The 23226-nt window shown below is 36.4% G+C and carries 16 protein-coding genes and 3 pseudogenes; 12 read left to right on the top strand and 7 right to left on the bottom strand.

Features of this window, described 5'->3' with window-relative positions; all coding sequences use genetic code 11:
* Window positions 1-24: 24 nt before the first annotated feature.
* On the bottom strand, window positions 25-345 hold the full coding sequence (locus AC1F2U_RS23730) for a hypothetical protein (protein ID WP_480263325.1): 321 nt from the start codon (window positions 343-345) through the stop codon (window positions 25-27).
* Window positions 346-757: 412 nt separating this feature from the next.
* On the opposite strand from AC1F2U_RS23730, the gene AC1F2U_RS23725 reads away from it, so the two are divergent.
* The 10 genes and pseudogenes from AC1F2U_RS23725 to AC1F2U_RS23680 form a co-directional block, all read left to right on the top strand.
* Window positions 758-4312: an AAA domain-containing protein gene (locus tag AC1F2U_RS23725; RefSeq protein WP_420759029.1), complete on the top strand. Its 3555-nt coding sequence runs from the start codon at window positions 758-760 to the stop codon at window positions 4310-4312.
* Window positions 4313-4340: 28 nt separating this feature from the next.
* A complete protein-coding gene (locus tag AC1F2U_RS23720) occupies window positions 4341-5768 on the top strand; it encodes a phospholipase D-like domain-containing protein (RefSeq protein WP_104902245.1) in 1428 nt (475 codons plus the stop codon).
* Between the two features lie 401 nt (window positions 5769-6169).
* A pseudogene (locus tag AC1F2U_RS23715) lies at window positions 6170-6952 on the top strand (transposase); the annotation flags it as partial.
* 165 nt (window positions 6953-7117) lie between these two features.
* Window positions 7118-8609 (top strand): annotated as a pseudogene (locus AC1F2U_RS23710) (ISNCY family transposase).
* A gap of 72 nt (window positions 8610-8681) precedes the next feature.
* The gene (locus tag AC1F2U_RS23705; RefSeq protein ID WP_480263324.1) at window positions 8682-9059 is read left to right on the top strand and encodes a hypothetical protein; all 378 of its coding nucleotides are present in this window, start codon (window positions 8682-8684) and stop codon (window positions 9057-9059) included.
* A 379-nt stretch (window positions 9060-9438) separates the two neighbouring features.
* Window positions 9439-10500: a cyclic GMP-AMP synthase DncV-like nucleotidyltransferase gene (locus AC1F2U_RS23700; protein ID WP_104902246.1), complete on the top strand. Its 1062-nt coding sequence runs from the start codon at window positions 9439-9441 to the stop codon at window positions 10498-10500.
* Window positions 10501-12243 carry an E2/UBC family protein gene (locus AC1F2U_RS23695; protein ID WP_104902247.1) on the top strand — a complete coding sequence of 581 codons (1743 nt, stop codon included), beginning with the start codon at window positions 10501-10503 and terminating at the stop codon, window positions 12241-12243.
* Window positions 12240-12737 (top strand): Mov34/MPN/PAD-1 family protein, encoded by a 498-nt coding sequence (locus AC1F2U_RS23690; protein ID WP_181154582.1) that lies wholly within the window; start codon window positions 12240-12242, stop codon window positions 12735-12737. Before AC1F2U_RS23695 ends, AC1F2U_RS23690 begins: the two co-directional genes overlap by 4 nt.
* Window positions 12738-12852: 115 nt before the next feature.
* Window positions 12853-13989: an HNH endonuclease gene (locus AC1F2U_RS23685; protein WP_104902249.1), complete on the top strand. Its 1137-nt coding sequence runs from the start codon at window positions 12853-12855 to the stop codon at window positions 13987-13989.
* A gap of 311 nt (window positions 13990-14300) precedes the next feature.
* Window positions 14301-14504: pseudogene (locus tag AC1F2U_RS23680) on the top strand (M48 metallopeptidase family protein); the annotation flags it as partial.
* A gap of 59 nt (window positions 14505-14563) precedes the next feature.
* On the opposite strand, the gene AC1F2U_RS23675 reads toward AC1F2U_RS23680, so the two are convergent.
* The 6 genes from AC1F2U_RS23675 to AC1F2U_RS23650 form a co-directional block, all read right to left on the bottom strand.
* On the bottom strand, window positions 14564-15028 hold the full coding sequence (locus AC1F2U_RS23675) for a hypothetical protein (RefSeq protein ID WP_480263323.1): 465 nt from the start codon (window positions 15026-15028) through the stop codon (window positions 14564-14566).
* Between the two features lie 3 nt (window positions 15029-15031).
* Complete coding sequence (locus AC1F2U_RS23670) at window positions 15032-16042, bottom strand: tyrosine-type recombinase/integrase (protein ID WP_480263322.1); 1011 nt, start codon at window positions 16040-16042, stop codon at window positions 15032-15034.
* 60 nt (window positions 16043-16102) lie between these two features.
* Window positions 16103-16420, bottom strand: a complete 318-nt coding sequence (locus tag AC1F2U_RS23665; RefSeq protein WP_480263321.1) for a hypothetical protein — start codon at window positions 16418-16420, stop codon at window positions 16103-16105.
* A 143-nt stretch (window positions 16421-16563) separates the two neighbouring features.
* Window positions 16564-16899, bottom strand: coding sequence for a XisI protein (locus AC1F2U_RS23660; protein ID WP_193919712.1), 336 nt, complete (start codon window positions 16897-16899; stop codon window positions 16564-16566).
* Complete coding sequence (locus tag AC1F2U_RS23655) at window positions 16887-17300, bottom strand: element excision factor XisH family protein (protein ID WP_193919711.1); 414 nt, start codon at window positions 17298-17300, stop codon at window positions 16887-16889. Before AC1F2U_RS23655 ends, AC1F2U_RS23660 begins: the two co-directional genes overlap by 13 nt.
* A gap of 805 nt (window positions 17301-18105) precedes the next feature.
* Window positions 18106-18381: a hypothetical protein gene (locus AC1F2U_RS23650; RefSeq protein WP_480263320.1), complete on the bottom strand. Its 276-nt coding sequence runs from the start codon at window positions 18379-18381 to the stop codon at window positions 18106-18108.
* A gap of 1385 nt (window positions 18382-19766) precedes the next feature.
* On the opposite strand from AC1F2U_RS23650, the gene AC1F2U_RS23645 reads away from it, so the two are divergent.
* Window positions 19767-21527 (top strand): fatty acyl-AMP ligase, encoded by a 1761-nt coding sequence (locus AC1F2U_RS23645; protein WP_480263319.1) that lies wholly within the window; start codon window positions 19767-19769, stop codon window positions 21525-21527.
* 134 nt (window positions 21528-21661) lie between these two features.
* On the top strand, window positions 21662-23134 hold the full coding sequence (locus AC1F2U_RS23640) for an acyl-CoA-binding protein (RefSeq protein ID WP_480263318.1): 1473 nt from the start codon (window positions 21662-21664) through the stop codon (window positions 23132-23134).
* The last annotated feature ends 92 nt before the right edge of the window (window positions 23135-23226 follow it).

Genomic DNA, 23226 nt, shown 5'->3' with positions numbered 1-23226 from the left:
CTAATAGCTTCTTCCTGTGCAAGCTTACATACATAGTTGAATAGCCCAGCGAGGTCTATGGTAAGAGAGAGTATAAATTATTTGATACATGGGTCTTTCACTTTCACCCCATAATGTTCGTGCTTGAAAGATTTGGTTCACGTAATGTTCTTCAATCTCAATTTCTGTTGTGTATGTAGGTAAAGGAGAAATTTCGATTTTTAAACAATCCACCTGATACTTAATCCGCTTAAATAGAAGGGTTCGGAAGTCAGCTTGGCTCCAAGTGATGTCATGTACATACTGCTCAAATTTGTCAAGTGACTCATCATACCTCCGTATCAAAGGCCACACATCTGTCCGCATGGTTATTCTGAAGTTTATGCCAGTAACTTTAGCAGCAAGATAACGACACGCTGAAAAGGGGAGCATCCCAATTGTTGAGCAGATGAGTCTGCTTTGACTATTCTTGCGTCAAGCACTGATGAGACAAGTAAGATACTGCCCTGAAAGCAGTTGTTCCGCAGTACCTGTCAGGCTACGTGACTAAATGCCGTATCAAATAACTTAGACTTCAATTGATACAGCCAAAACAAGCTTTTTCTCCGTTTTTTGATGAGAAGAGCGATTTATTTTATTTCTGTAACTATTTTATAGCAAGCTTTTCAAGCTTTACGTGGCGGCAAAATGTGTTTTGGCTACTTTTACCCCTATAGTATAATTTTATAATACGGCTTTTACCGAATCAAATTTACGAATATAATTCTAGAAATTCAGTATGTCTAATGTTATCGGTGAATTTATTGGTGGTAAGTATGATATCCAAGCTAAACTTGGACAAGGTGGTAGTGGGGTAGTCTATTTAGCAAAAAAATTAGGTACTAATGAGCGTTATGCTATTAAAACTATTTCCACTGAAGAAGAGAACGCAATTAAACTTTTAGAAAGAGAAACTGAGACTTTAAAACGTTTTAATCATCCTAATATCGTTAAATTTATTGAACAAGGTTATGAAAATCGTCATAAGCTTGTTTATTTAGTATTAGAATATTTAGATGGTCAAGATATTAAAACTTATTTTGATAGTGGGATTGATTTAAGAACTAAATTAAATCTATTTTCACAAATTATTGATGCAATTAGTCATGCCCATTCTAAAAATATAATTCATAGAGATATTAAGCCAGACAATATCAAAATTGTAAAAACTGATGAACAACCTCAAGCAAAGGTTTTAGATTTTGGTATAGCTATTATTACTACTACTATTCTAACAAATACAATTAGAAGCTATCATACGCCTCTATTTTCTGCTCCTGAGCAAATTAATTTAGAAAAAGTTTCTAGAGATTCTGATGTTTATTCTTTAGGAATGACATTTTTATACTTATTATCAACTCCAGAAGCGAGAATTACTTTTCAAGATGAAAGAGATAAAACTATACTTTATCAATCTACTTACACAACTTTAAGTGCTTGTGGTAATTTTAACACTTTAATAGAAAATTTAAAAAACGCGACAGATAAAAATCGTGACAATCGTCCTAAGCTGGATGAAATTAGAAAAATTATTGCTAATGTTCAGGAAGAAATAAAACAATCGATTACTATTGTTTTTAATATAACTCGTAAAGTAGAACAAGAAATTAATGATAAATATAACTTTCAAAATAACCTTTTAGAAATCAAAAAGCATATTGAGTCTTTATTCCACGAAAACTCCAATATCTTACATCTCAAAAAAAGTCCAGATAAACATCAACATGATGAAAATAGACTAACAATTGATATTGGTTTAGAGAGTTTATCTAAATTCTATCGTGGGTTTATTAATCTAGATAATCATAATTCTACCCAAATAACAGTATTACATGAAATTTCTTTACCTCCTAATATACAAGAACAAATATTTGAGAATGGATTACCTATCAAAGCTAATCCCATAATTGAGGTAGGTTCTGGATTAAAAAGAAAAGTAGATTTATCTGAATTAATTAAACAAGTTTTACAAAAAGATCAGCAGGTTAAAAATCAAATAAAAAATAATAAAGATTTAGCGGCAACATTTGAACAATGGCAATCACTAATTGATATTGAAAAACAAATAATTAGTGATAAAAAATCTGTATTTGAATACAGAGAAAAATATTATGATAAACAAAGACAAATTTTGATTTTATCATTAGTAAAGCCTATTTCAATTGAAGAATTTGATAAGATAACTTCTCCTCCAGTACCCTTTACTATATCTATTAGAAAAAGCTTACGTTCTGGTAGACAAAAAGAAATGCAATGGGAGATAGGAGATATTATTGATGGTGATAAATCTAGTAATGGAGAAGTAGTTGAAAAGTTACATATTAGTATTAGTGACTTTTTAAATCCTGAAATTATAGAATCTATTTTAGATAAAGGAAAAATTGAAACAAATAAAAGACAGCAAGAATCTGAAATTGAAAAACGACATAAGGCTTTAAGAGAAATTAGATATGGAGACTGTGAAAATGCAGCCTTATCTCGGGTAATAGCAGAACCATCTAATGTGAAACCAATAGAAGCAAGTTTAATTCATAAATTTTTTAATCAAAAATTAGATGAATCACAGCAAAAAGCAGTCTGTAAAGCTTTAGCTACTGAAGATATTTTTCTAATTCAAGGCCCACCAGGTACAGGTAAAACTTCTGTAATTACAGAAATTATTTTACAGATTTTAAATCAATATCCTAATGATAAAATTTTGATTTCTTCCCAGTCTAATGTAGCAGTTGATAATGTTTTAACAAGAATTTCTCGTGTTGAAGATAAGGAAATTAAATGTATTAGAATTGGTAGAGAAGAAAAGATAGAAGAAGATGCTAGACAGTTTGAGGTAGAAAAAGCTATTATCAAATGGCAAGATTCTCTACGTTATAAGTCTTTAATTTATTGGAAACAGTACCAAGAACAAAATGAGCTACTTCTATCAGGAGTAAAAAAAATTGCTCAATTGGAAGATATAAAAACGAAAAATAAAGAATTACAAATATTGGCTAACAAATTAACACAAATAATTTCTAGATTTAATTCAGAGTTAATTATATATAAAGACAATTTAGCATCTATTGATTTTTCTGATACTGCTATAGAATTGATTTCTGAAAAGTTAGAATTGGAGCAAAAAATATTAAAATTACTAGAAATATATACTACAAAATTTGGAATAGAATATCCTGATAATAAAAATCTGTCAGATTGGATTAATGAAGAATATAAAGTATTACAAGGTATTTTAGGCGATAATCAAGAAAATTACGAAAAGCTTATTAAACTACAAAGGCTGAATGAAGAATGGAATGAAAAACTTATAAGAAAACAAAAAAGTTTAGAATCTATATTTATAGATGAAATAAATGTTGTTGGTGCAACTTGTTTAGGAGTAGCAAGATTTAAAGATAGAAACTTTGATTGGGTAATTGTTGATGAAGCTGGTAGATCAACTGCTCCTGAAACTTTTGTACCCATGTCCAAAGGAAAAAGAATTATTTTAGTTGGTGATCATAAACAATTACCTCCTATTATTGATCAAGAATTACAGGAACGAGCTTTAAGTGAAAAAGATATTCAAAAAATTATCCTAGAAAGGAGTTTATTTGAATATCTTTATGAACAACTTCCTAAAACTAATAAAATAACTTTGAATAATCAATATAGAATGCACCCTCATATTGGTAATCTTGTTAGTATATTATTCTATGATAATCAGGTGGCGAGCAATCTTGTAAACCCTGAAGAGAAACAGCATTATGTAACAATCTTTGATAAAAATATTTATTGGATATCCACTAGCGATGCAGGGGAAAAATCTCAAGAAAGAGAAAATGGAAAAAGTCGTATAAATCATTATGAAGCCAGAGTTATTAAGGGAATTTTAGCTAAAATTCAAGAAAATTGCGAATCAAATCAGTTACAAAAAGAAGTCGGTGTTATTTCAGCTTATCGTTCACAAATTAGTATTTTAGAATCTGCGATTGCTCCTAATGATAAGCAATTATGGAAAAATTTACATATCATTATTCGTACAGTAGATGCTTTTCAGGGAGGTGAATGTGATATTATTATTTATGATTTAGTCAGAAACAATAAACATAATAAATTGGGTTTTACATCTGATGACCGCAGATTAAATGTTGCTTTATCTCGTGCTAAACAGTTATTAATTATAGTGGGTAATGATAATATGGCTTATCAGGGGAGAACTCCTAACAATATTTCTAATCCTTTTAAACCATTAATAGAATATATTGATAGCAGTAGTTCTTCCTGTTCACGATTAAAATCTAATGATTTTATTTAGTTAATAACGATAATAATGAGGTGATTTTATGGTTAGTCAAATCAAGGATTTTGAAAATAAAATTCGCAAATATCACTCACATCCTGAAGCCATAGTAATTGATTGTAAACCTATCGGTTATCCATTTTATGTTTTAACTCTTGATTTAACTTATTTAGACAGTAGAGATTTAGAACTATTGGAAGAATATGTAATGAAATGTATTGCTAATGGTTTGAATAAACTAGAAGAAATTTTTGGTTTCTTAGGAATGGATAACCATATTATCGAAAAAGTATTATCAAAATTAATCTCCAATGATTTAATTATCAGAGAACACGGTTTTAATCTTACACAAAATGGAGTAGATGCTTTACAAAAGCAAACTGTTTTAGCCCCTATTTCAGATACCAAAACTTTCTATTTAGATGCTTTAAATGGAAAGTTGATAGATAAATTTCATTTGAGTAAATTTGATACTAAAAAGTATCAAAACAGTTGTATAGAGAAAATAATAAAAAGGCCGAGAAAAGATAATATAGAAGATATTATTGACCATTATCAAGATATTGAAAAATTATTACAACCTCCAGGTTATAATATTATTGAATTGATCCAAGTTAATAAAATAGAAAAAGTATATCCTGAATGGCATGAAGTATTATTGGTTTTGTATAAAAGTAATGCGAATGATACTGAATTAGAATATGAAATTTTTTCTAGAGATTCTATTCAGAAAGATTATAGAGAAACTATAGAAAAATTATATGGTGAAGGTAAAAAAATACTTGATCCTATTTTTCAGGATATGAAACAAGATAATACTTCTAATCAATCTTTTACTAAAATTGTTAGTAGTATTAACGATGAGGATATTAAAAATGTAGAACAAATCAGTGCAAGAATTAGTTCACTTAATGATCCTGATTCTTTCATAGACATTACAAATAACTCGGTCAAAGAAGAAAAGCAAAAACTTAAGGCACAACTAGAACAAATAAAAACTCAAAGTAGAATATCGGAAGTAATTCATACTTGTGATATTCGAGAATATCTATTTAAGGCTTTGAAACAGGCAAACAATAGAGTAATGATAGTTTCTCCCTGGATCAAAAGTAATGTGGTAAATCAAGAATTTTTATCAATTTTAGAGGAGACATTGAAACGAAAAGTCCAAGTTAATATCATATACGGGTATAAGGAAACTCCGGGGAGTATGAAAAATGATACTTGGTCAATTAATAAATTAGAGAATTTAATGTACAATTATAAGAATTTGAATTTTCAAAAAACCACCAATAGTCATCGTAAGCAAGTAGTTTGTGATGATAAGTTTGCAATAGTAACCAGCTTTAATTTTTTATCATTTAGAGCAGATCCTAATTTAACTTATAGAGATGAATTAGGAGTAATTTTAAGGGATAAACAAACGATTGAAGATTTATTTAACAGTGGTATTAGTTTGGTCAAAGTTTAATTTTTATAGGCGTTGCACAAATACGGGATGAATTAGCTACATACAAGTATTTCTCTATAATTCAAATAACGGGACTTAAACATTTTTGAGGCAGAAATAAGCCTCAAATCCATATAAGGGTAAAAGTAGGCAAAAAGGAAAGTTTGCGCTTAAGAATGATGACTATCGTGAAGTACATTCTTTGCGATTAACAGATGATATTTGGAAGGCTCTTGGTATTGGTATTGAGCCGAGATACGGATACCGTTGGCGAAATATTGCTTAACAAAAAAACGGCGGCTTTACCGTGTATTACATGAAAAGGAGAATCACACCTCTCCGTGTATTACACGAGAATAAAAAAATTAAGTTAGCTGCCTCAATAATCAATAAACTAGAAGAAATACCTGTGGAGGCAGTATATGTGTTTACATCCTGAAGAAATTCCTCCTATTCCCAATGAAACGGTGCGTGTAGCCAAGGCCGCATTTCCAAAAGGTAATTTATATATGCGACTGCGTGATGAACTTGGAGTCTTTTATCAGGATGAAGATTTCGCATCACTGTATCCACAACGGGGTCAGCCAGCGCAAGCACCTTGGAGGTTGGCGATGATCCTGGTAATGCAATATTTAGAAAATCTCTCTGATAGACAAGCAACCCTTGCAGTGCAAGGGCGGATTGATTGGAAATACGCTTTGTCGTTGGAGTTGACAGACCCTGGTTTTGACTTTAGTGTTTTAAGCGAATTCCGCGATCGATTAATCACAGGTGGAGTCGAGCGGCAAATACTAGACTTGATGCTGTCGAAATTTCAGGAACTCAAATTACTGTCAGCAAGGGGAAAACAGCGCACTGACTCTACTCATATACTAGCTGTAGTCAGGGATTTAAGCAGACTGGAACATTTGGGGGAAACGCTGCGGTATGCCTTGAATGCTGTGGCCGAAGTCGCACCCATTTGGCTGAAGTCACTAGCTCCTGCCGAGTGGTATGACCGCTATAGCAAACGTCTTGAAGATTCTCGGCTCCCTAGAACACCTACCGACAGGGAAGCATTAGCCGAGATCATAGGTGCGGATGGTTTTCATTTACTCGATAACATCTATTCCCAAACTTCCCCGATTGAACTGCGACAACTGCCAGCCGTAGAAGTTTTGCGTCAAGTTTGGTTACAGCAATACTATCCACCAACAGACAAAATTCCTAGCGTGGCAAAACTTACTAGAGAAGAGTCAAAATCCTGTAATCTTGACCTTGTAGCGAAATAATGGTGCAAAAACTTGGCAAGAAAAAATCTAAAACCAGAGGCAACATCGTTTGAAGTACTCGATTGTGTTCAAAAAAAATGCCCTTCGTGCGGTCAAGCAATGTGGAATGAATACAATAATCCTCGACATATAAGAACATTAAATGGGGTAGTAGAACTACAGCTAAAAATTCGGCAATGTCACAATAAGTCATGTCTGCGGTACAAAAAAGCATATCGACCAGAGCAAGAAGGGTCACTCGCTCTACCACAAAACGAATTTGGTTTGGATGTGATTGCTTATATAGGAGCATTACGCTACCAGGAACATAGAAGTGTTACCCAAATACACGCTCACCTTGAATTAAAGGGTATATGTATCAGTCAACGAACGGTCACGCACCTAATTGACAGATATGACGAGAAAATTCTTTGTGGCTAAAAGACCATAAAAGGTTAAAAGCAATAGTGGCTAACCAAGGACGGGTGATATTAGCGATCGATGGAATGCAGCCAGAAATTGGACATGAAGTATTATGGGTAATTCGAGATTGCTTATCAGGAGAAATCTTACTAGCTAAAACCTTATTATCATCAAGAAACGAAGATTTAGTGGCGTTATTATTAGAAGTAACTAATACCCTAAATGTACCAATTGATGGCGTTGTTAGTGATGGGCAACAATCAATTCGCAAAGCTGTTAGGTTAGCATTACCTAGTATTGCTCATGGTTTATGTCATTATCATTACCTAAAGGAGGCAATTAAACCCATATATGAGGCAGATCGACATGCAAAAAAGGAATTGAAAAAAAAAGTTAGAGGATTACGAGACATTGAACGTAGTATTACCAATGAAACTCAGGAAATGGCAACTATTATTGAAGATTATTGCTCGGCAGTGCGTAGTTCTATAACCAATGATGGTCATCCACCGTTAGAGGCATCTGGATTAAAGTTACAAGAAAATTTGACATTGATAGAGCAAAGTTTAGAACGGATGGAAAAAAAAGTGCTTTAACCCCACCCTTAGTCAACCTAAAACACCTGATAGCTAAGGGTTTATCTGCGACTGCATCTTTATTTTCACCTGTGAGGGTTGCATATCAGTGGGTTGATAAAGCTAGTGATATTCTTAATAATAAAATAGGTCTTAATGCTGCTGGGGTCAAACAAAGTTATCAGCAACTGTTAACAGAAATGTCCCAACAAAAGCAGAAAGCTGGTACGCTAAACACTGCAATCGATAACTTTATAAAAACCACTCATAGCTACTGGTCTGGACTTTTTCATTGTTACGAAATTGAAGATTTTCCCAGAACTAATAATGACTTAGAACATGCTTTTGGTATGCTACGTCACCATCAACGTCGTTGTACCGATCGTAAAGTTGCCCCCTCATCACTCGTTATTCGTGGTTCTGTCAAACTTGCCTGTGCAATTGCTACTAAACTTCATTCTTTTACCGCATCTGATTTAGCACAAGTTGATATTGATACTTGGCTCGAATTACGTTCTCAATTGCAAAAACACCATAAAGCCAGAATTGAACAGTATCGATTTCGCAGAAACCCCAAGGCTTACTTGGCTAATTTAGAGAGTCGTCTTCTCTAGTAAGTTTTACCACACTAGAGAAAAAGAAAACTCCTACTGGGTAGCTAAATAAAATTTAGCATTTAGCTGTTGATGTGGGGACAAGTAGCGATCGCTAATCAAACTCAGGGGCAAGTAGAAGCAGGTAATCCCGCTTTGTTGTTGGTTGAAAACTCGGTTTCGGGTGGAGAAATGAAAGCGGATCATGAAGGCGAAGGTTCCGCCGCGCTTGCCCCTGATCCTGAAAAGTGGTCGCATGAGGCGATTGTAGCGAGGTCAAATATGCGACCGGAGCGGATGCAGAAACTGAAAGTTGCGGCGAATTCGGGGCAAAATCCGGGGTTTGATTTCTTGCATAAGTGTTGGAATAATCACCCTGCCTTACAGATCGTGATCAAGAAGCTGCTAGCGAAGTTTCCGCAGTGGGGTATCACTTGTGTTGATGGCGTGTTGATGAAGTGGAATGGGTAATAAATACTTACATTCATTTTATTGCTTAGGCAGAGCTTCATTCAAGCTCTTAGAGCTTGTCAAATAACAACCTCCCTTCTTTTTAATTAGAAATGCTTTTTCAGTAAGTTTTCTAGATAAAAAATTGTAAGAGTTGTTTCTTGACAGACTCTTAGATGATCCTACTTTCGTAATAGTCACTAAAATTCAGTATTCATACTGATGTAAACTTTAATTTCTAATAGTACTTTTGTACTGAAAAGTCTTTTAGTTTTTCAAAGTAAACTAACCAGAATTAAAAATGCTACAGCTATTTGAAAATAGAAAGTTACGCAAGAAAGATGCTAGATAACCAACATTACATCTTTCAGATATAACTCATGAGGGGTGAAAAAGATATATGGCAAATGTACAATACCAAATGATTAATTTTCATGAAGCAATCAAACTTAAGCGCTTCGATGAGAATGAAGTGCTTCGTGAAAAACGCGATCGCATTCTCGCTCGTCTGGACTCTGGACTGATAAAAATCTTTGAGATCGAAGGTTTGAAACCACCAAAGTACGAAATTTTTGACCAGGGTAGTTACGCAATGGGTACTGGTACTAAACCAGTTGATGGGCATTACGACATTGATACAGGGATACGATTTAAAATTTGCTACTTAGACTATCCCGACCCAGTGAAAGTGAAGACATGGGTATATCTTGCTTTAAATGGACATACCCAACGAGTTGAAATTCGCCGCCCATGTGTCACAGTATTTTACCAACAAGAAGGCGAACCCATTTACCACGTTGATTTAGCAGTTTACTCGGATCAAGACTGTAACCCAGATGGCAAAATGTATCTAGCCAAGGGGAAGTTAAATTCCGCTATAGAACATAGATTTTGGCAAGAATCTGATCCCCAAACTTTTATACATCTGATCAAAAATCACTTTCTAGACAGAGAAGATGATAAACAATTTCGCCGCATTATTCGTTACCTCAAACGCTGGAAGGATGTGAAATTCTCTAGCGACGGAAACGCAGCGCCGATTGGAATTGGCATTACTGTTGCAGCTTACCACTGGTTCAACCCAGTTTACACTCGTGACTCGTTTACAAATATAAAAAACTACAACGATTTAGAAGCCTTGCGATGCTTTGTCAACGCTATGCTTGCTAAGTTCCAAAATGTATACTTTAACAGCAACATAGTTCAACGGTTGATAGTGGAGTTACCTGTCTCTCCCCATAACGACCTGTTTGAGAAAATGACTGATAATCAAATGGCAGATTTTCAGGAGAAATTAGAAATTCTACTAGAAGCCATTGGGGAAGCTCAACAAAAAGCAGACCCTGTAGAAGCTTGCAAAATCCTTCAAAAACAATTTGGAGATGACTTTCCCATACCCAGTCGAGAAGACACGGCACAAAAACGACCACCAGCCATTATTTCCTCTAGCGCTTCAGCTTAAATGCTGGATATAGAAACACAACTTAACATCGTTGCATCTCTAACACAGGAACAATATCTTCATGATCTACGTATATTACCTGAAAATGATCTGAATAGTTTCAAAACCCACGGTGTTATATGGGCAATTGAAGGACAGGTAGCTATTGCGGGTAAAAACGTAGCGTTGTGTATTGGAGTTGATTGTAACTTTCCTCTTTGCCTACCAAAAGTATTTCTGCGTCCATCAGATGCTCTTGGCTTCATTCCACATGTGGAGGAAGATGGCAACATTTGCTATTTAGATTCCGAGGGACTGCTGCTAAATTCAGAAGACCCTATTGGCATTATTTTTGAAGCGATCGCTAAAGCTGTTGATGTTCTACAAGCAGGTGTCAAAGGTTCTAATAAACTAGATTTTATGAACGAGTTCGGTGCATATTGGCAACGAATTAGTTCCAAGACTTTGTTTGCATTTTTGCCAATAGACAATGTATTACGCAAAATATTTGTTTATACGGATAACAAAGGCACAGAATTAACCGCAGACAACATTAGTACCATAAAGGCATATTTAAATACTGACAGTCAAGAACTCGATTTATTGTCAAGACGTACTGCTTTATACATTCCGCTTAAAGACGGTGCATTTGTACTTCCACCCGAACCCAATAACCCCTGGAGTAGTCAAGACGTAAAATTGATTGTCCACAAGAACTTGTCTGAAGAAAATCGTCGCTTATTAAGACATTGGGGGAGAAAGTGGAAATCGGAAGAGCTGGTTATTTTAAGTTTACCCCGTCCGCGTGGTGGAATGACCCTTATAGGTCTTTTATTTTCTGGTGTTGCTGGTGGTCATCCACTTTTATCTGGAAGAGTAAAAAATTTGCCAATACCAATTAATATTCAACGCTATGACCTTGACTACTTGCTTCAAAGAGGTGGCAGTTATACTAAATTCGGTAACTTCCGAGTTCTCCTTGTTGGATGCGGTGCGGTTGGCGGTTATATAGCCCTTGCACTAGCACAGGCAGGCATTATGCACTTGACACTGGTAGACCCTGACATTCTTAAACCAGAAAATATATATCGACACGTTTTAGGTAAGACAGCACTCTTTCAACCTAAAGTTACAGCCCTTAAAGAAGAAATCGAAAGCAAGTATCCTTATTTGTTAGTCACAACACACCAACAATACATTGAGCAAGCCATTAAAGATAGACTGATTGATTTGTCCTATTTTGATTTAGCAATTTTTGCTACAGGTGATCCCACAAGAGAACTATATATTAACCATTTATTGCATTTTACTCAATCTAAAAGTCCTATCACAGTGTTTACTTGGCTAGAACCATTAGGAATTGGGGGACACTCTTTGCTTACCCGCCCTGATAAACCAGGTTGCTTACAATGCCTTTTTACCTCAGCCACCGCAATTAACACCCCACTCTACAATAAATCGGCATTTGCTGCCTACGGCCAATCTTTTGCTAAAGATGACTTGGGCTGCGGTAGTTCATATATACCATATAGTTTTTTAGACGCGCAAAAAACAGCTGAATCTGCTGTTAGACTTGCACTCGATGCTTTAACAGAGCGTGAGCGAGGTAGTCCCATATTATCTTGGAAAGGAACTGATGATAATTTTGTAGCTGCGGGTTTTAAAGTATCTCCACGTTACTTGTTGACTCCTGACCAATTACAGGCAAGCAGGTACGACTATATTAATTTGCAATGTCCGGTCTGTGGTGGACAACAAGCATGAAGTCACTAATCTTTAGAAAGTCAGACGAAAGCAAGCTTGAAATCAGCAGCCATGCTTTGTTACGTATGCTGGCGTTTGTTCAAGATGATCGACACAAACCTGAAGCAGGGGGAATCTTAATAGGGCGTTACATTCGTAACAGTCAAGATATTGTTATTGATGAAATAACAGTTCCAATGGCGGGCGATCGCTGGCAACGATTTTATTTCTGGCGTAGTCGCCAATCTCACCAGCAAATCCTCGATCAATCTTGGCTAGAAAGTGGGGGTACAAGTACTTATATAGGAGAATGGCACACTCATCCTGAGAATATTCCTATACCTTCGGATACTGACATTAAAAATTGGCAGGCTCGCCTTAAAAAAGATATTTTTAGCGGAGATACTTTGTTTTTTATTATTATTGGCATAAAAGTTTTACGAGTTTGGGAGGGTAATAAAAAAACTTTTATTTTTGAATTACTTAATGAAAGTACATCAAATGACAGCAGTTAAAACAAAGCTAATTACTTGACAATCTGCTTTGAATAAATAGTAAATTAAGTGAATGTAATATTGTAAATACTTGTATAACAACGCAAAAAATCAGGATTTTCCAAAACTGTAAATTATGGTTAGAAAAAGTATCCCAGAAGCTGTCAAATTACAACTTTGGGTAAAGTCAGCAGGACGTTGCGAGTTCAAAGGGTGTAATACACCTGTTTGGTATAATGGATTAACTTTAAGTGAAGGAAACTTTGCAGAAGTTGCACATATTATTGGTTCAAGTGAAACTGGGCCAAGAGGAACAGACCAGTCAGAAGATTTACAAATAGATTTTTCTAATTTAATGCTTCTGTGCCAACGATGCCATATAGAAATAGATCGTCATCAAAGAAAATATCCAACTGAATTATTACGTCGTTGGAAGCAAGAACACGAAGATAGAATAGAGATCCAAACGAGTTATCCAGAGGATATACATAAATCTACAGTATTATTGTTCTCTGTAAATATTGGTGACAGGATTGTTCCTATAAATACTGAAGTGATAAGAAATGCAATGTTCCCGAAGTTTCCAACAGACTTAAAAGGAATAAAGATAGAAGAAAGCCATTTTGATAGGTTAGGAACGCCTGAACAATGGCAAACATTTGCTGACAACAAAATTAAGCGTAGAATTTTAAGAGATTTAGAGGAAGGCATTGATGATGTGAAGATTAAACATTTTTCCATATTTGGAATATCACCTATGCCTTTACTCATGTATTTAGGTAAGTGTATAGGTGATACTGTTCCGGCAGACATTTATCAATCGCACAGGAATATTGAGGATACGAGTAAAACTTGGTCTTGGCAAGAAGATTCAAGTGTTGAGTTACCTTATTTAGTTTCTTGCGAACAAGATGGGAAAGGCGAAGTTGTCTTACTGAAATTAGCCATTAGTGATACCATTGAGTATGATAAATATGAAAATTTAGTTTCTGATAATTGCAGTATCTATCAAATTACTGTATCTGAAGCATCACCACACTTTTTAAAATTAAAAAGACAACTTGAAATTTTTAGTTACGAATACCGTAAATTACTTAATCAAATACAAGCAAAACACGGAAAGAACTGCAAAATACTCATTTTGCCCGCAGTTCCCGTCTCAATAGCAGTAGAGTGTGGGAGAGTTATCTTACCGACAAAAGATCCTGAAATTTATGCTTGTGAATATTATAGGGAGAAAGGAGGATTTCAAAGAGTATTAAAAATAAACTGAAAGCAATAATTTTATACCCAAATATTGTACAGTAAAAATTTATTTGGTTTGAAAAACTAAGTTAGTTACAAGCTAGATATATACTAGCCCATGTATCGAGAGAGTCAGCCGATGTAGAACAGGTTACTATCGCTTGCAGAAGCCGCTTTTACATTCAAGTACCACACCAGTTGGCTGGGGGTAAAAGAGAAGATGCTATTGAGCAAGCACTAACTAATTGGAAACGCGATTGCGCTTGGCAGGATATTCAGAACTTCATCAAAATCAAAGTTTATGCCCGTAAGTTGGGTCTTTAGTTACCACCTGTTAGGCTTTCAGAGCAAAAGCGAGTTTGGGGAACCTGCGGAAAAGATGGAGTGATTCGCATCAATTGGCAGTTAATTGATGCGCCTTTGTCAGTCTTGGAGTACGTAGTAGCCTATGAGATTGTTCACTTGCTGCACCGCAATTATGGTAATGGTTTTTGGGAAGCTCTCTCATGCGTCATGCCGGACTGGAGGGTGCGGAAGGGTTAAAACTGGAATCTTGGGAAGTATGAATGTGAGTGAGGCTGGAGCGATCGCTTGTATGACGATCAGTCAGGGTGCAAGGGACAAGGACGCACTGGACAATGTGTTGGTGCAATCTCGAACAGCTCCTTATATTGATATAGTGAAACACTGTATTGTTTTGCAAAAGCCTGCAACACCTGATCTGTATAGGCGCGTATTTTACCAGCCGTTAACCCAAAGCAGTGAATTGGTTCTAAGCGGCAAACAGGTTTTTGCCCCAGCCAGAGTTCTGCCGACATAGCGTGCAATGGCTTATCCCCTGGTTCTTTATACAAATACAGCACTGCAAAATATGTTGCTGGTGGTTCGACTGCGATCGCATCAATTTCTGCTGAATTATTCTGGGAGCGGTGGCGGTAAAACGAACGGCGATTATGACAGACTTTGGGATTCCAACACATGTCCCCTGCTGTTCCATGTAAAACTTTAGCTTGGGCAGTTGATAACTTGGCACATAGCTGACATTTGGGATCAAGTGGCTTGGGCATACCTTACTCCGCTTCTTCGCCAATCGCACGATAGTAAGCAGCGATCGCCGCCTCTTGTTCACTCCGTAAAGTATACCGCCGAAACGCTTTCTCGCTTTGATGTCCTGTTAATTTTCGTGCATGGCTGGGGTCAACTCCCAATAGCAATAAGTCAGTGGCGTAGGTGTGACGAAAGGAGTGAGGGTGCAAATCCTCAATGTGAGCTATTTCACCGATTTTTTCCACAGCGAAGTAAATGCCGTGATAACTCAAGCGTTCACCTTTGTATGAAGCATGGTGTGAAATCATCAGTGGGCTAAGGCTGTTTAACACCTCACTCCTTTCTTCTCGCGATCGCAAATACTCTGCTAAAACTTCCCGACTCTCTTTTCGCAGTGGAACTAAGCGTGGTTCATTGGTTTTGGTGTCTGGTAAAAATAGCAGCTTGCCATCAAATGAGCCAACATTTAGCTGTACAACTTCCCCTGCCCGGAGTCCATGACTGAGAATGTGAAGGAGTGCTGTATCGCGTTGCTTTGTTTCTCCCAATAACTCTAACGCTGACCAAACCCGTTCCATCTCTTCTGGGGTTAAACTCTGGGCTGGTGGTAGTGGCACTTTTTCCAGTTTTATCCCCAGTGTAGGATTAGTAGCAATAATTTCAGGATACGTGTAACACATCCATTTGAAAAAGCTTTTGAGTGCCGCAATTCCCGCATTGATGCTGCTTTTTGAAAGCGGTTTACCTGCATCAGTCCGTATTTCATCACGGAGATATTCTTTATATAGCGCAAGGTGACGTGGACGCAGTTCATGATAATGTAGCTCACTCCAAGCCAAAAACCTTTTGAGTTCGCGTTCGTAGAGTTTGCGGCTGTTGGGTGCGAGATTGTTGCTGCGTAAAAATTCCAGAACTTTTACCCACCGAATATCGGTTGGTGGTCTTCTAGTTTCTCCTCGCTGTGTGAAATGTAGAGCTTCACGATCAAGGGGAATGAGTTTGATCTCAGGTAGAGAATCTGCGCTGTAGTTCATCCAGTTTTGTGTAAATTATTAGTTATTAAGTATTAAATATAACCCTGTATTGATTTGAGACTACTCATCTGGTGGTGAGGTAGTCATGACTTCTACGACGGTACGATCGTGACCGGTTAGTGCCTGCTCCCATGTAGAATAACGCTGCATTCTCCCGTGATGAGGCCCGCCTAAAACCATCGTTTCAAAAAGCAACGGGGGATCTCCAAAAGTGAGATCGAATCCCGAAAAACTAGTTGATATTTTGGCATCCCCAACTATAGTTTCGGCAACTAGATGTTTGAGTGAATCTTGTACTGAGTGTAAATAATTTTGCCACTCTGACAATGAATTAACAGCAACAGGGGTATGTCCTACGAGTTTGTAATAATAACGCATGATTAACAACTTGTGGCTATCACAACAAAATTTTACCCGAATTTATACAAAATAAAGTAGTCCTTTTACTACCTCATAGCTCTCTATTAACTAATATATTCTCAATCGGAATGTTGGCAAAGATTCTGCGTTTTGTATCATGTTTATTCCACAGCAAATCCCGATAATTGACGCATTTTAGGAGTATGAAAACCGATGACAATATCTTGTTTAGGTACACCCATTTCTATCAATTCTAAAGCAATATCTACTTCCGTTGTATTTTGTTGAATCCAAATTTTATTATTTTTGATATCTAGGTGCATTATTGGGCCATAGATCCGTTTTTGATTGTTCCATCCAATGCTAATAATTTGATAATGGTCATACTCTACGTCAAAAATCTGTTCGACCTCTACATCTCCATAACTAGGCTTGTACTCGATATACTTAGTTAATAATTGCCTAACTTTTGTGCGGTATTCATTTAACTTATCCATTGCTCTATTTCCTCAGTCTCAAGGTTATAAATAATTAATTTCAATTTGTTTTCGTTGACTACAGTTTGAATAAAAGGCAAATTAAAAAAATCATTATAAGTTACCAATGGTACAGCTAAATATAAATTTCTCGAAGGTTCTTCTGCACGTAATGCAGTCCGATAATTAATAAACTGTCCTAGTGCCATGTGAAATTCTGAAATCTTCGATGCACTAACAAAATTTTTGATTTCAACTGCTATTTTTTCTCCAGATTTTTCCGCAGCAACTAGGAGTTCTGCACCTAAATCAATCTGAACATCAACTCCACCACACCGAATATTTAGCGGGTCATCTGTAACTAACCAACCATCTTTTTCTAGTGCAGACCTCACAATATTGTGGAATAAATCACGAGCCATAGTTTCACAGCAAAGCCACACTAACCTTAATACTGCTCAACACCCTTAGTGGTGTCATTTGCCAGTAAAACATTTAAACATAGATTTCAACTTAGTACTGACTATCGACTCCAGTACATAATGTAAGCATATAAAAAAGTTGAACAATTAGGAGAGTGATGCTAAGAGAATGTGGGCGCGATGGGCTACCCCCGCCGGAGGCGATCGCTCTAGTAAATAACGTAGCATGGGCACGGTGTACAGGCTCTTTGGAGCGATTTATGGACGGATGCCTGGAGCGGGGTAAAGCACCTAACAGAAATTGTTGGATTTTATTATTTATTGTTGAACTTTTTTATTCCTCTACACATAAATCCTTTAAATCTAGACTTTGCTCACATTATGCTTTAGATTACATGGTAGTACAAGACTACAATATAAAATAAGCTACCCTTATCTTTTATCCGACATAAACTACGATTAATAGCTTTTCCCCGGACACACATGTGACTGTAACCATAAGTTTGCCGGGGTCGGTTTGCAGACTAAATGAAATTTGTGCGGACTAAATGAAATTCTATTGCAGACTAATTGAAAATCTGTTGGTGTAACCCTGATTCTTTCGTAGTTCGAGAGCGATCGCTACTTACAGATTTTTGCTCCAAAGCCTTGTGTTGTATATGAATTGGAACGTTTTATGCGCATTTGGTGGAAAATTTCATTTAGTCTGCGAATTTAGGGGGAAATTTTCACTTAGTCCGCAAAAAAATTTCATTTAGTCTGCAACAAAAGTTCCTTAAACCCTTATTATTGCGTTGAAAAAATTTCATTTAGTCTGCAAACCCACAATGCTGTCGGTGTGAGTTCGCAGATAAGATGAAATTTGAACAACGGAGCTATAGGGATTCCAGGCGACGGAATTCGCGCATAAAGTGAAATCGATTGTGGTGTCTGGGTTTGAGCCAAATAGCCAATTCGCACATAAATTGAAATTTTCCGACTTTAATTTGACGACAGCCCGAATACTTTTAAAAGCGGACTTTTGAGGTGCGATGGAATTACGCCTCGCCCCAGGCGATCGCTCCGTGCCATAAGTAGCCAAGTAGCTTGACTATAGAACATTTAGGAATTTAGGTATAAATTATCATCAAGATTCAAGAAAATACCCTGCTTTTCCATGATTAGATGCAAAATTTCACTTTATGCTCGAATTGCCTAGCTAGCTCAAAGCCTTGCTTCACAGTTGATTCCACTTTATGTGCAAATTGCAGTGGTTCAAACCCCTGTAACTTCGTTGTTCTAATTTCATCTTATCTGCGAACCCACACCACACCCTGATAAAACAGGCTTTTCAGTCTAAGTATGTTTTCAGAAATCAAATCGGAGCTCTATAGTAAAGATAAGTAATGCAAATGACAAGCTATAAACTTGATATTTTCATAGCTTTCGGCATTTTGAGAGATGAATTTGTTCATTAATTTTACAATTATTTACAATAAGCTAGTTGCATATTAACTACTTTATCGGCAAGATAACTACAGTTCAGTCTTTTAATAAATCGACTATTCTAGCGGAAAATAAATATGATAACCCTCTGCTGAGAAAGAAAAATATTTCTTTACACCCATCACGAGCAACCACCTGTAAACAGGTTTCATCCCTCGGTTAACTTACTTTACGGGATTGTTAAGTGATTTTTTAATATTGCAGTCCCTCTAGTTTTGTCGTACAAAATCCACTCAAGTTCTTAAGCAATTCTCATTAATGTTTTGTCTGAGCGGAACTTGACAAGACAAACAACTGTTTGTCATTCAACTTTAGACACTTTCGCTCTTAGTACGCTTACTCATGCAGATATGTGCTAAATCTGACGATATGTAACTCATATTAGAGGAACAGAAGCTTTGGAAAGAATAGGGACAAAAGGTGTTTGCTCAGAAGCAGATGGTATTGAGCGATTCAACTATAGCGGTTCTCAATTGTATGGAATACAAACCCAACCCCTAGCCTTTCCTCACAAAGCTACAGTGTATACACAAATCCTAAAATCTTTGCCTGATTAAGATACAAGGCTTAGTAGGCGAGGTTTTGAACTGAGCAAGCTAATTATCAATAATGTCTGCTTATTGATAGAAGTTTAACGGAAAATCAAGGATTTTAAAAATAATTTTCCGTTCTTATATGTGTCCATTTGATTCCCAACTCAACTTGTGTATACACGGTAGCCCCACAAGGAAGAGCAGTAAGATTCAAAGGCTCTGTTCTTACAAGAAAGAGGTCAAAACTGTACTGCACGCAAGCGAGAACCGCTATATACGTTGAGGCATTGAGCGATTCAACTATACATTGAGGCACCGAGTGTCTCGGTTAATGGAAAAAACCTCATCCTTTTCTAAATCGTTAGAAAACTACATTGGGGCATTTGGTATTTTGTACATTACTACAATGCATCATTACTTGTTTAGTACTACCATCGGGGTTACTGAAATGAGGAAAGTCCGTTTTTCTACGCTCTTATCTGTTCTTCGTGACAGAAGCTTATACAGTCCTGATAGAGTTATTTATACATTTCTAAAAGATGGAAAAACAGAAGTTAATAGCCTGACTTATCAAGAGATCGATCGACAGGCAAGAGCAGTTGCAGCTCAATTGCAAGTTTCAGGATTGAAGGTGGGTGAACGAGCACTACTACTATACCCACCATGTTTAGAGTTTATTGTTGCCTTTTTTGGCTGTTTGTATGCTGGAGTTATTGCTGTTCCTGTATATCCCCCAGAAGGTAATCGAGCAAGTTTAAGGCTAGAGGCAATTTTATCTGATGCTCAAGCATCTATAGCACTCACCACTAGTTATACGCTGGTTAGTGTAGGACAACAAATAATTGAAAACCCAAGTTTGGGAAGGCTGCAATGGTTAGCTACTGATAATTTGGATAAAGATATAGAATCTACTTGGCAGGATCAGAATTTGAGTGATGACACCTTAGCTTTTCTCCAGTACACATCAGGTTCTACTGGGATACCTAAAGGAGTTATGGTCAGCCATAAGAATCTACTAAACAATAGTGCTGATCTCGATCTAGGTTGGAAGCACACAGCAGAGAGTATTATGGTCTCTTGGCTACCTTTTTTCCATGATATGGGTCTCATCTATGGAGTAATTCAACCTCTATATAAAGGTTTTTCCTGTTATTTGATGTCCCCTATGTCCTTCTTACGTAAACCTTTGAATTGGCTAGAAGCAATTTCACACTTCAAAGCTACTCATAGTGCTGCTCCTAATTTTGCCTATGAGCTTTGTCTACGTAAGATTACACCAGAACAAAGGTCTACATTAGACCTCAGTAGCTGGCATATGGCTTTAAATGGTGCAGAACCAGTAAGAGCAGAAATACTCCAGCGATTTTCTCAGACATTTAAACCGTGTGGTTTTGATCTAGCTGCTTTTTGTCCTGGTTATGGTCTTGCTGAAGCTACTTTAAAAGTAGCTGCGGTACGTCGAGAAACTCCACCGACTTTCTATGAAATTCAAGCTGATGCTCTTTTACAAAATAGAGTGTTAGAAGTGAATTCATCTAAACAGAAAGCACAAGTGTTGGTTGGATGTGGATTTAGCGAGATTGATACAAAGATTGTTATTGTTCATCCTGAGTTATTAACCAAATGTGCATCTGATGAAGTAGGAGAGATTTGGGTGTTAGGTTCCACTGTTGCTCAGGGGTATTGGAGAAAACCTCAAGAAACACAGCAAACTTTTCAAGCTTACCTAGTAGATACAAATGAGGGTCCATTTCTACGTACTGGTGATTTAGGGTTTTTAAAAGATGGAGAACTATTTGTTACAGGAAGGCTCAAGGATGTAATAATTGTTTGGGGCCGTAATCATTTTTCTCATGATATTGAATTAACAGTAGAACAAAGTCACATTGCATTAAGACGTGGTTGTGGTGCAGCCTTTGGATTAGAGATAGAAGGTGAAGAAAGATTAGTGATTGTTCAAGAAATAAAGCGGAGTTATCTGCAAACATTAAATATAGAAGAAGTTATTGGCAATATTCGTCAGGCAGTTATGACACAACATAATTTACCAATTTATGCTATTGTCTTAGTAAAACCTGGAAATGTTCCCAAAACTTCTAGTGGAAAAATCCAGCGTAGAGAATGCCGAACTAGGTTTTTAGATGGTTCTTTAGCATGTGTAAATCAAGTTGGAGAAAGTCTAAAAATTCAAAAAGAATTAGTTTCCTAGGCGTTTGATTTAATTCATAATTAGATTTTTTAGTCCTAAGAACTAGGTTTTTGTCAAGATTTTTAATGCCAATGCACATATAACTTACTAAGGCATTAAAAAATTCAGTAATACAAACAAGAAAGGAAAAGATAATGTACACACTTAATGAAGATCAAGTCAAAAATTTCCACGAAAAAGGATGGATTGGTCCTCTAGATATATTTACAGAGGCAGAAGTTGCTTCTATAAAAGAATGTTTAGAATTTAATAGTACTATCAAAGTTGTAGATGAACAACCAATGATGATGTTCTATAATAATATAATGAACATTAGTACATCTCGTGATCTTCATCTATTCCATAAAGCAATAACTGACTTTTTCACGAGCCAAAAAATTGTGCGGTTATTAAATCAGTTGGGTGAACCAGATCTGTTAATGTGGCGTTCAAACGTTTTTTGCAAAATGCCAGGCGAAGGTGAGATAAAATGGCATCAAGTTTATGATTCTTACAATCCTACTGGTTACGATGAGGAAAAACCAACTCTAGTATATACTGAAGAAAAAGATTTTTTAAATCTCACCGTATGGGTAGCTTTGGATAATGCCACTATCGAAAGTGGTTGTGTGCATTTTGCTAATGGGACTCACAAACAAAAGTTTGGACGTTTAAAAGTGCCTGCGGAAGAAGGTATGTTTGCAGGTGTAAAAGTTCACAAAATGATTTGGCAAGGAGGAAAACAATATTCAGAAGTATTTGATTTTGATGCTAGTCAATGGGAAGTAGAAGCAGTACCAGCCAAACCAGGGCAGATCATCATTTTTACTGAGAGATGTATGCATTATTCTCCTGGTAATAGTTCTAATAAACGTCGCTTAGGTATTAATGCACGTTATATACATCCGAAGGTACAGATTTATCCTCATCGCTTAAAGGGAGATTTTTTCGATGAAAACTATCATAATATTGAAAGACATTTCTGTATTCTTGTCTCTGGACGCGATGATTATGGAATTAATCGTGTACGAGCCTGGAATGATTTAGATAAAACAGAAGTTGAATTTCAAAACATGACAAACTTAGTAAGGTTTGACCATGTTGAGCTACCAACGGGTAAGCAAAGAGTAGAAATTGATAGTTTATACCAACAAGCAATAGAGGGGGATTGTACTATTGAAGAACCAGACCCAATTTTACATGCACGTAAATACATTCAGTGGCAAGCATGGAAGAAGCTGGAAGGAATAAGCCGTATTGAGGCAATGCAGATGTATAGCAAATTAGTAGCTTCTTTACCACGTAAGCGCAGCCAGGTTACGACTCTAGATGAAGAAAATAATGATAATAATGGCTCTGTTAATGGGGCAAATCCTGGGGTAATAGAGATTCAAGAATGGTTAGTTGCTTACCTAGCTGAACTTTTGAAACAGGAACAGGAGCAGATAGATATTACAGCACCCTTTGATCGCTATGGTTTAGGGTCTCTTGATGCTACAAGTCTAATTGGAGACTTAGAAGCTTGGCTGGAAAGAGAACTTACTCCTACTCTGCTGTTTAATTACCCAACCATTCAAATTTTGGCTGAAAGTTTAGCTGGAAAAACCAATGTTTTGGTTAATGCCTAGATTGAAGTACTGGCTCAGGTGAACTGTTGGAGGAATTTTTAAGTATTTTTCTTCACCTGTATGGGATTTAGCCCATTGAGTTTTAGGAAGGA

Source organism: Nostoc sp. LEGE 12454 (assembly GCF_056620565.1).
Note: the sequence above shows the minus strand (reverse complement) of the source record. Positions and strands in the feature narration are given on the sequence as shown.

Coding starts and splice junctions, on each gene's coding strand:
- AC1F2U_RS23665 (WP_480263321.1), bottom strand. CDS start 16,420: ATGCGTTATTATTACAAACTCGTAGGACATACCCCTGTTGCTGTTAAT.
- AC1F2U_RS23685 (WP_104902249.1), top strand. CDS start 12,853: ATGGTTAGAAAAAGTATCCCAGAAGCTGTCAAATTACAACTTTGGGTA.
- AC1F2U_RS23660 (WP_193919712.1), bottom strand. CDS start 16,899: ATGGATAAGTTAAATGAATACCGCACAAAAGTTAGGCAATTATTAACT.
- AC1F2U_RS23730 (WP_480263325.1), bottom strand. CDS start 345: ATGCGGACAGATGTGTGGCCTTTGATACGGAGGTATGATGAGTCACTT.
- AC1F2U_RS23670 (WP_480263322.1), bottom strand. CDS start 16,042: ATGAACTACAGCGCAGATTCTCTACCTGAGATCAAACTCATTCCCCTT.
- AC1F2U_RS23655 (WP_193919711.1), bottom strand. CDS start 17,300: ATGGCTCGTGATTTATTCCACAATATTGTGAGGTCTGCACTAGAAAAA.
- AC1F2U_RS23695 (WP_104902247.1), top strand. CDS start 10,501: ATGCTGGATATAGAAACACAACTTAACATCGTTGCATCTCTAACACAG.
- AC1F2U_RS23675 (WP_480263323.1), bottom strand. CDS start 15,028: ATGCCCAAGCCACTTGATCCCAAATGTCAGCTATGTGCCAAGTTATCA.
- AC1F2U_RS23690 (WP_181154582.1), top strand. CDS start 12,240: ATGAAGTCACTAATCTTTAGAAAGTCAGACGAAAGCAAGCTTGAAATC.
- AC1F2U_RS23640 (WP_480263318.1), top strand. CDS start 21,662: ATGTACACACTTAATGAAGATCAAGTCAAAAATTTCCACGAAAAAGGA.
- AC1F2U_RS23725 (WP_420759029.1), top strand. CDS start 758: ATGTCTAATGTTATCGGTGAATTTATTGGTGGTAAGTATGATATCCAA.
- AC1F2U_RS23705 (WP_480263324.1), top strand. CDS start 8,682: ATGTGGGGACAAGTAGCGATCGCTAATCAAACTCAGGGGCAAGTAGAA.
- AC1F2U_RS23720 (WP_104902245.1), top strand. CDS start 4,341: ATGGTTAGTCAAATCAAGGATTTTGAAAATAAAATTCGCAAATATCAC.
- AC1F2U_RS23700 (WP_104902246.1), top strand. CDS start 9,439: ATGGCAAATGTACAATACCAAATGATTAATTTTCATGAAGCAATCAAA.
- AC1F2U_RS23645 (WP_480263319.1), top strand. CDS start 19,767: ATGAGGAAAGTCCGTTTTTCTACGCTCTTATCTGTTCTTCGTGACAGA.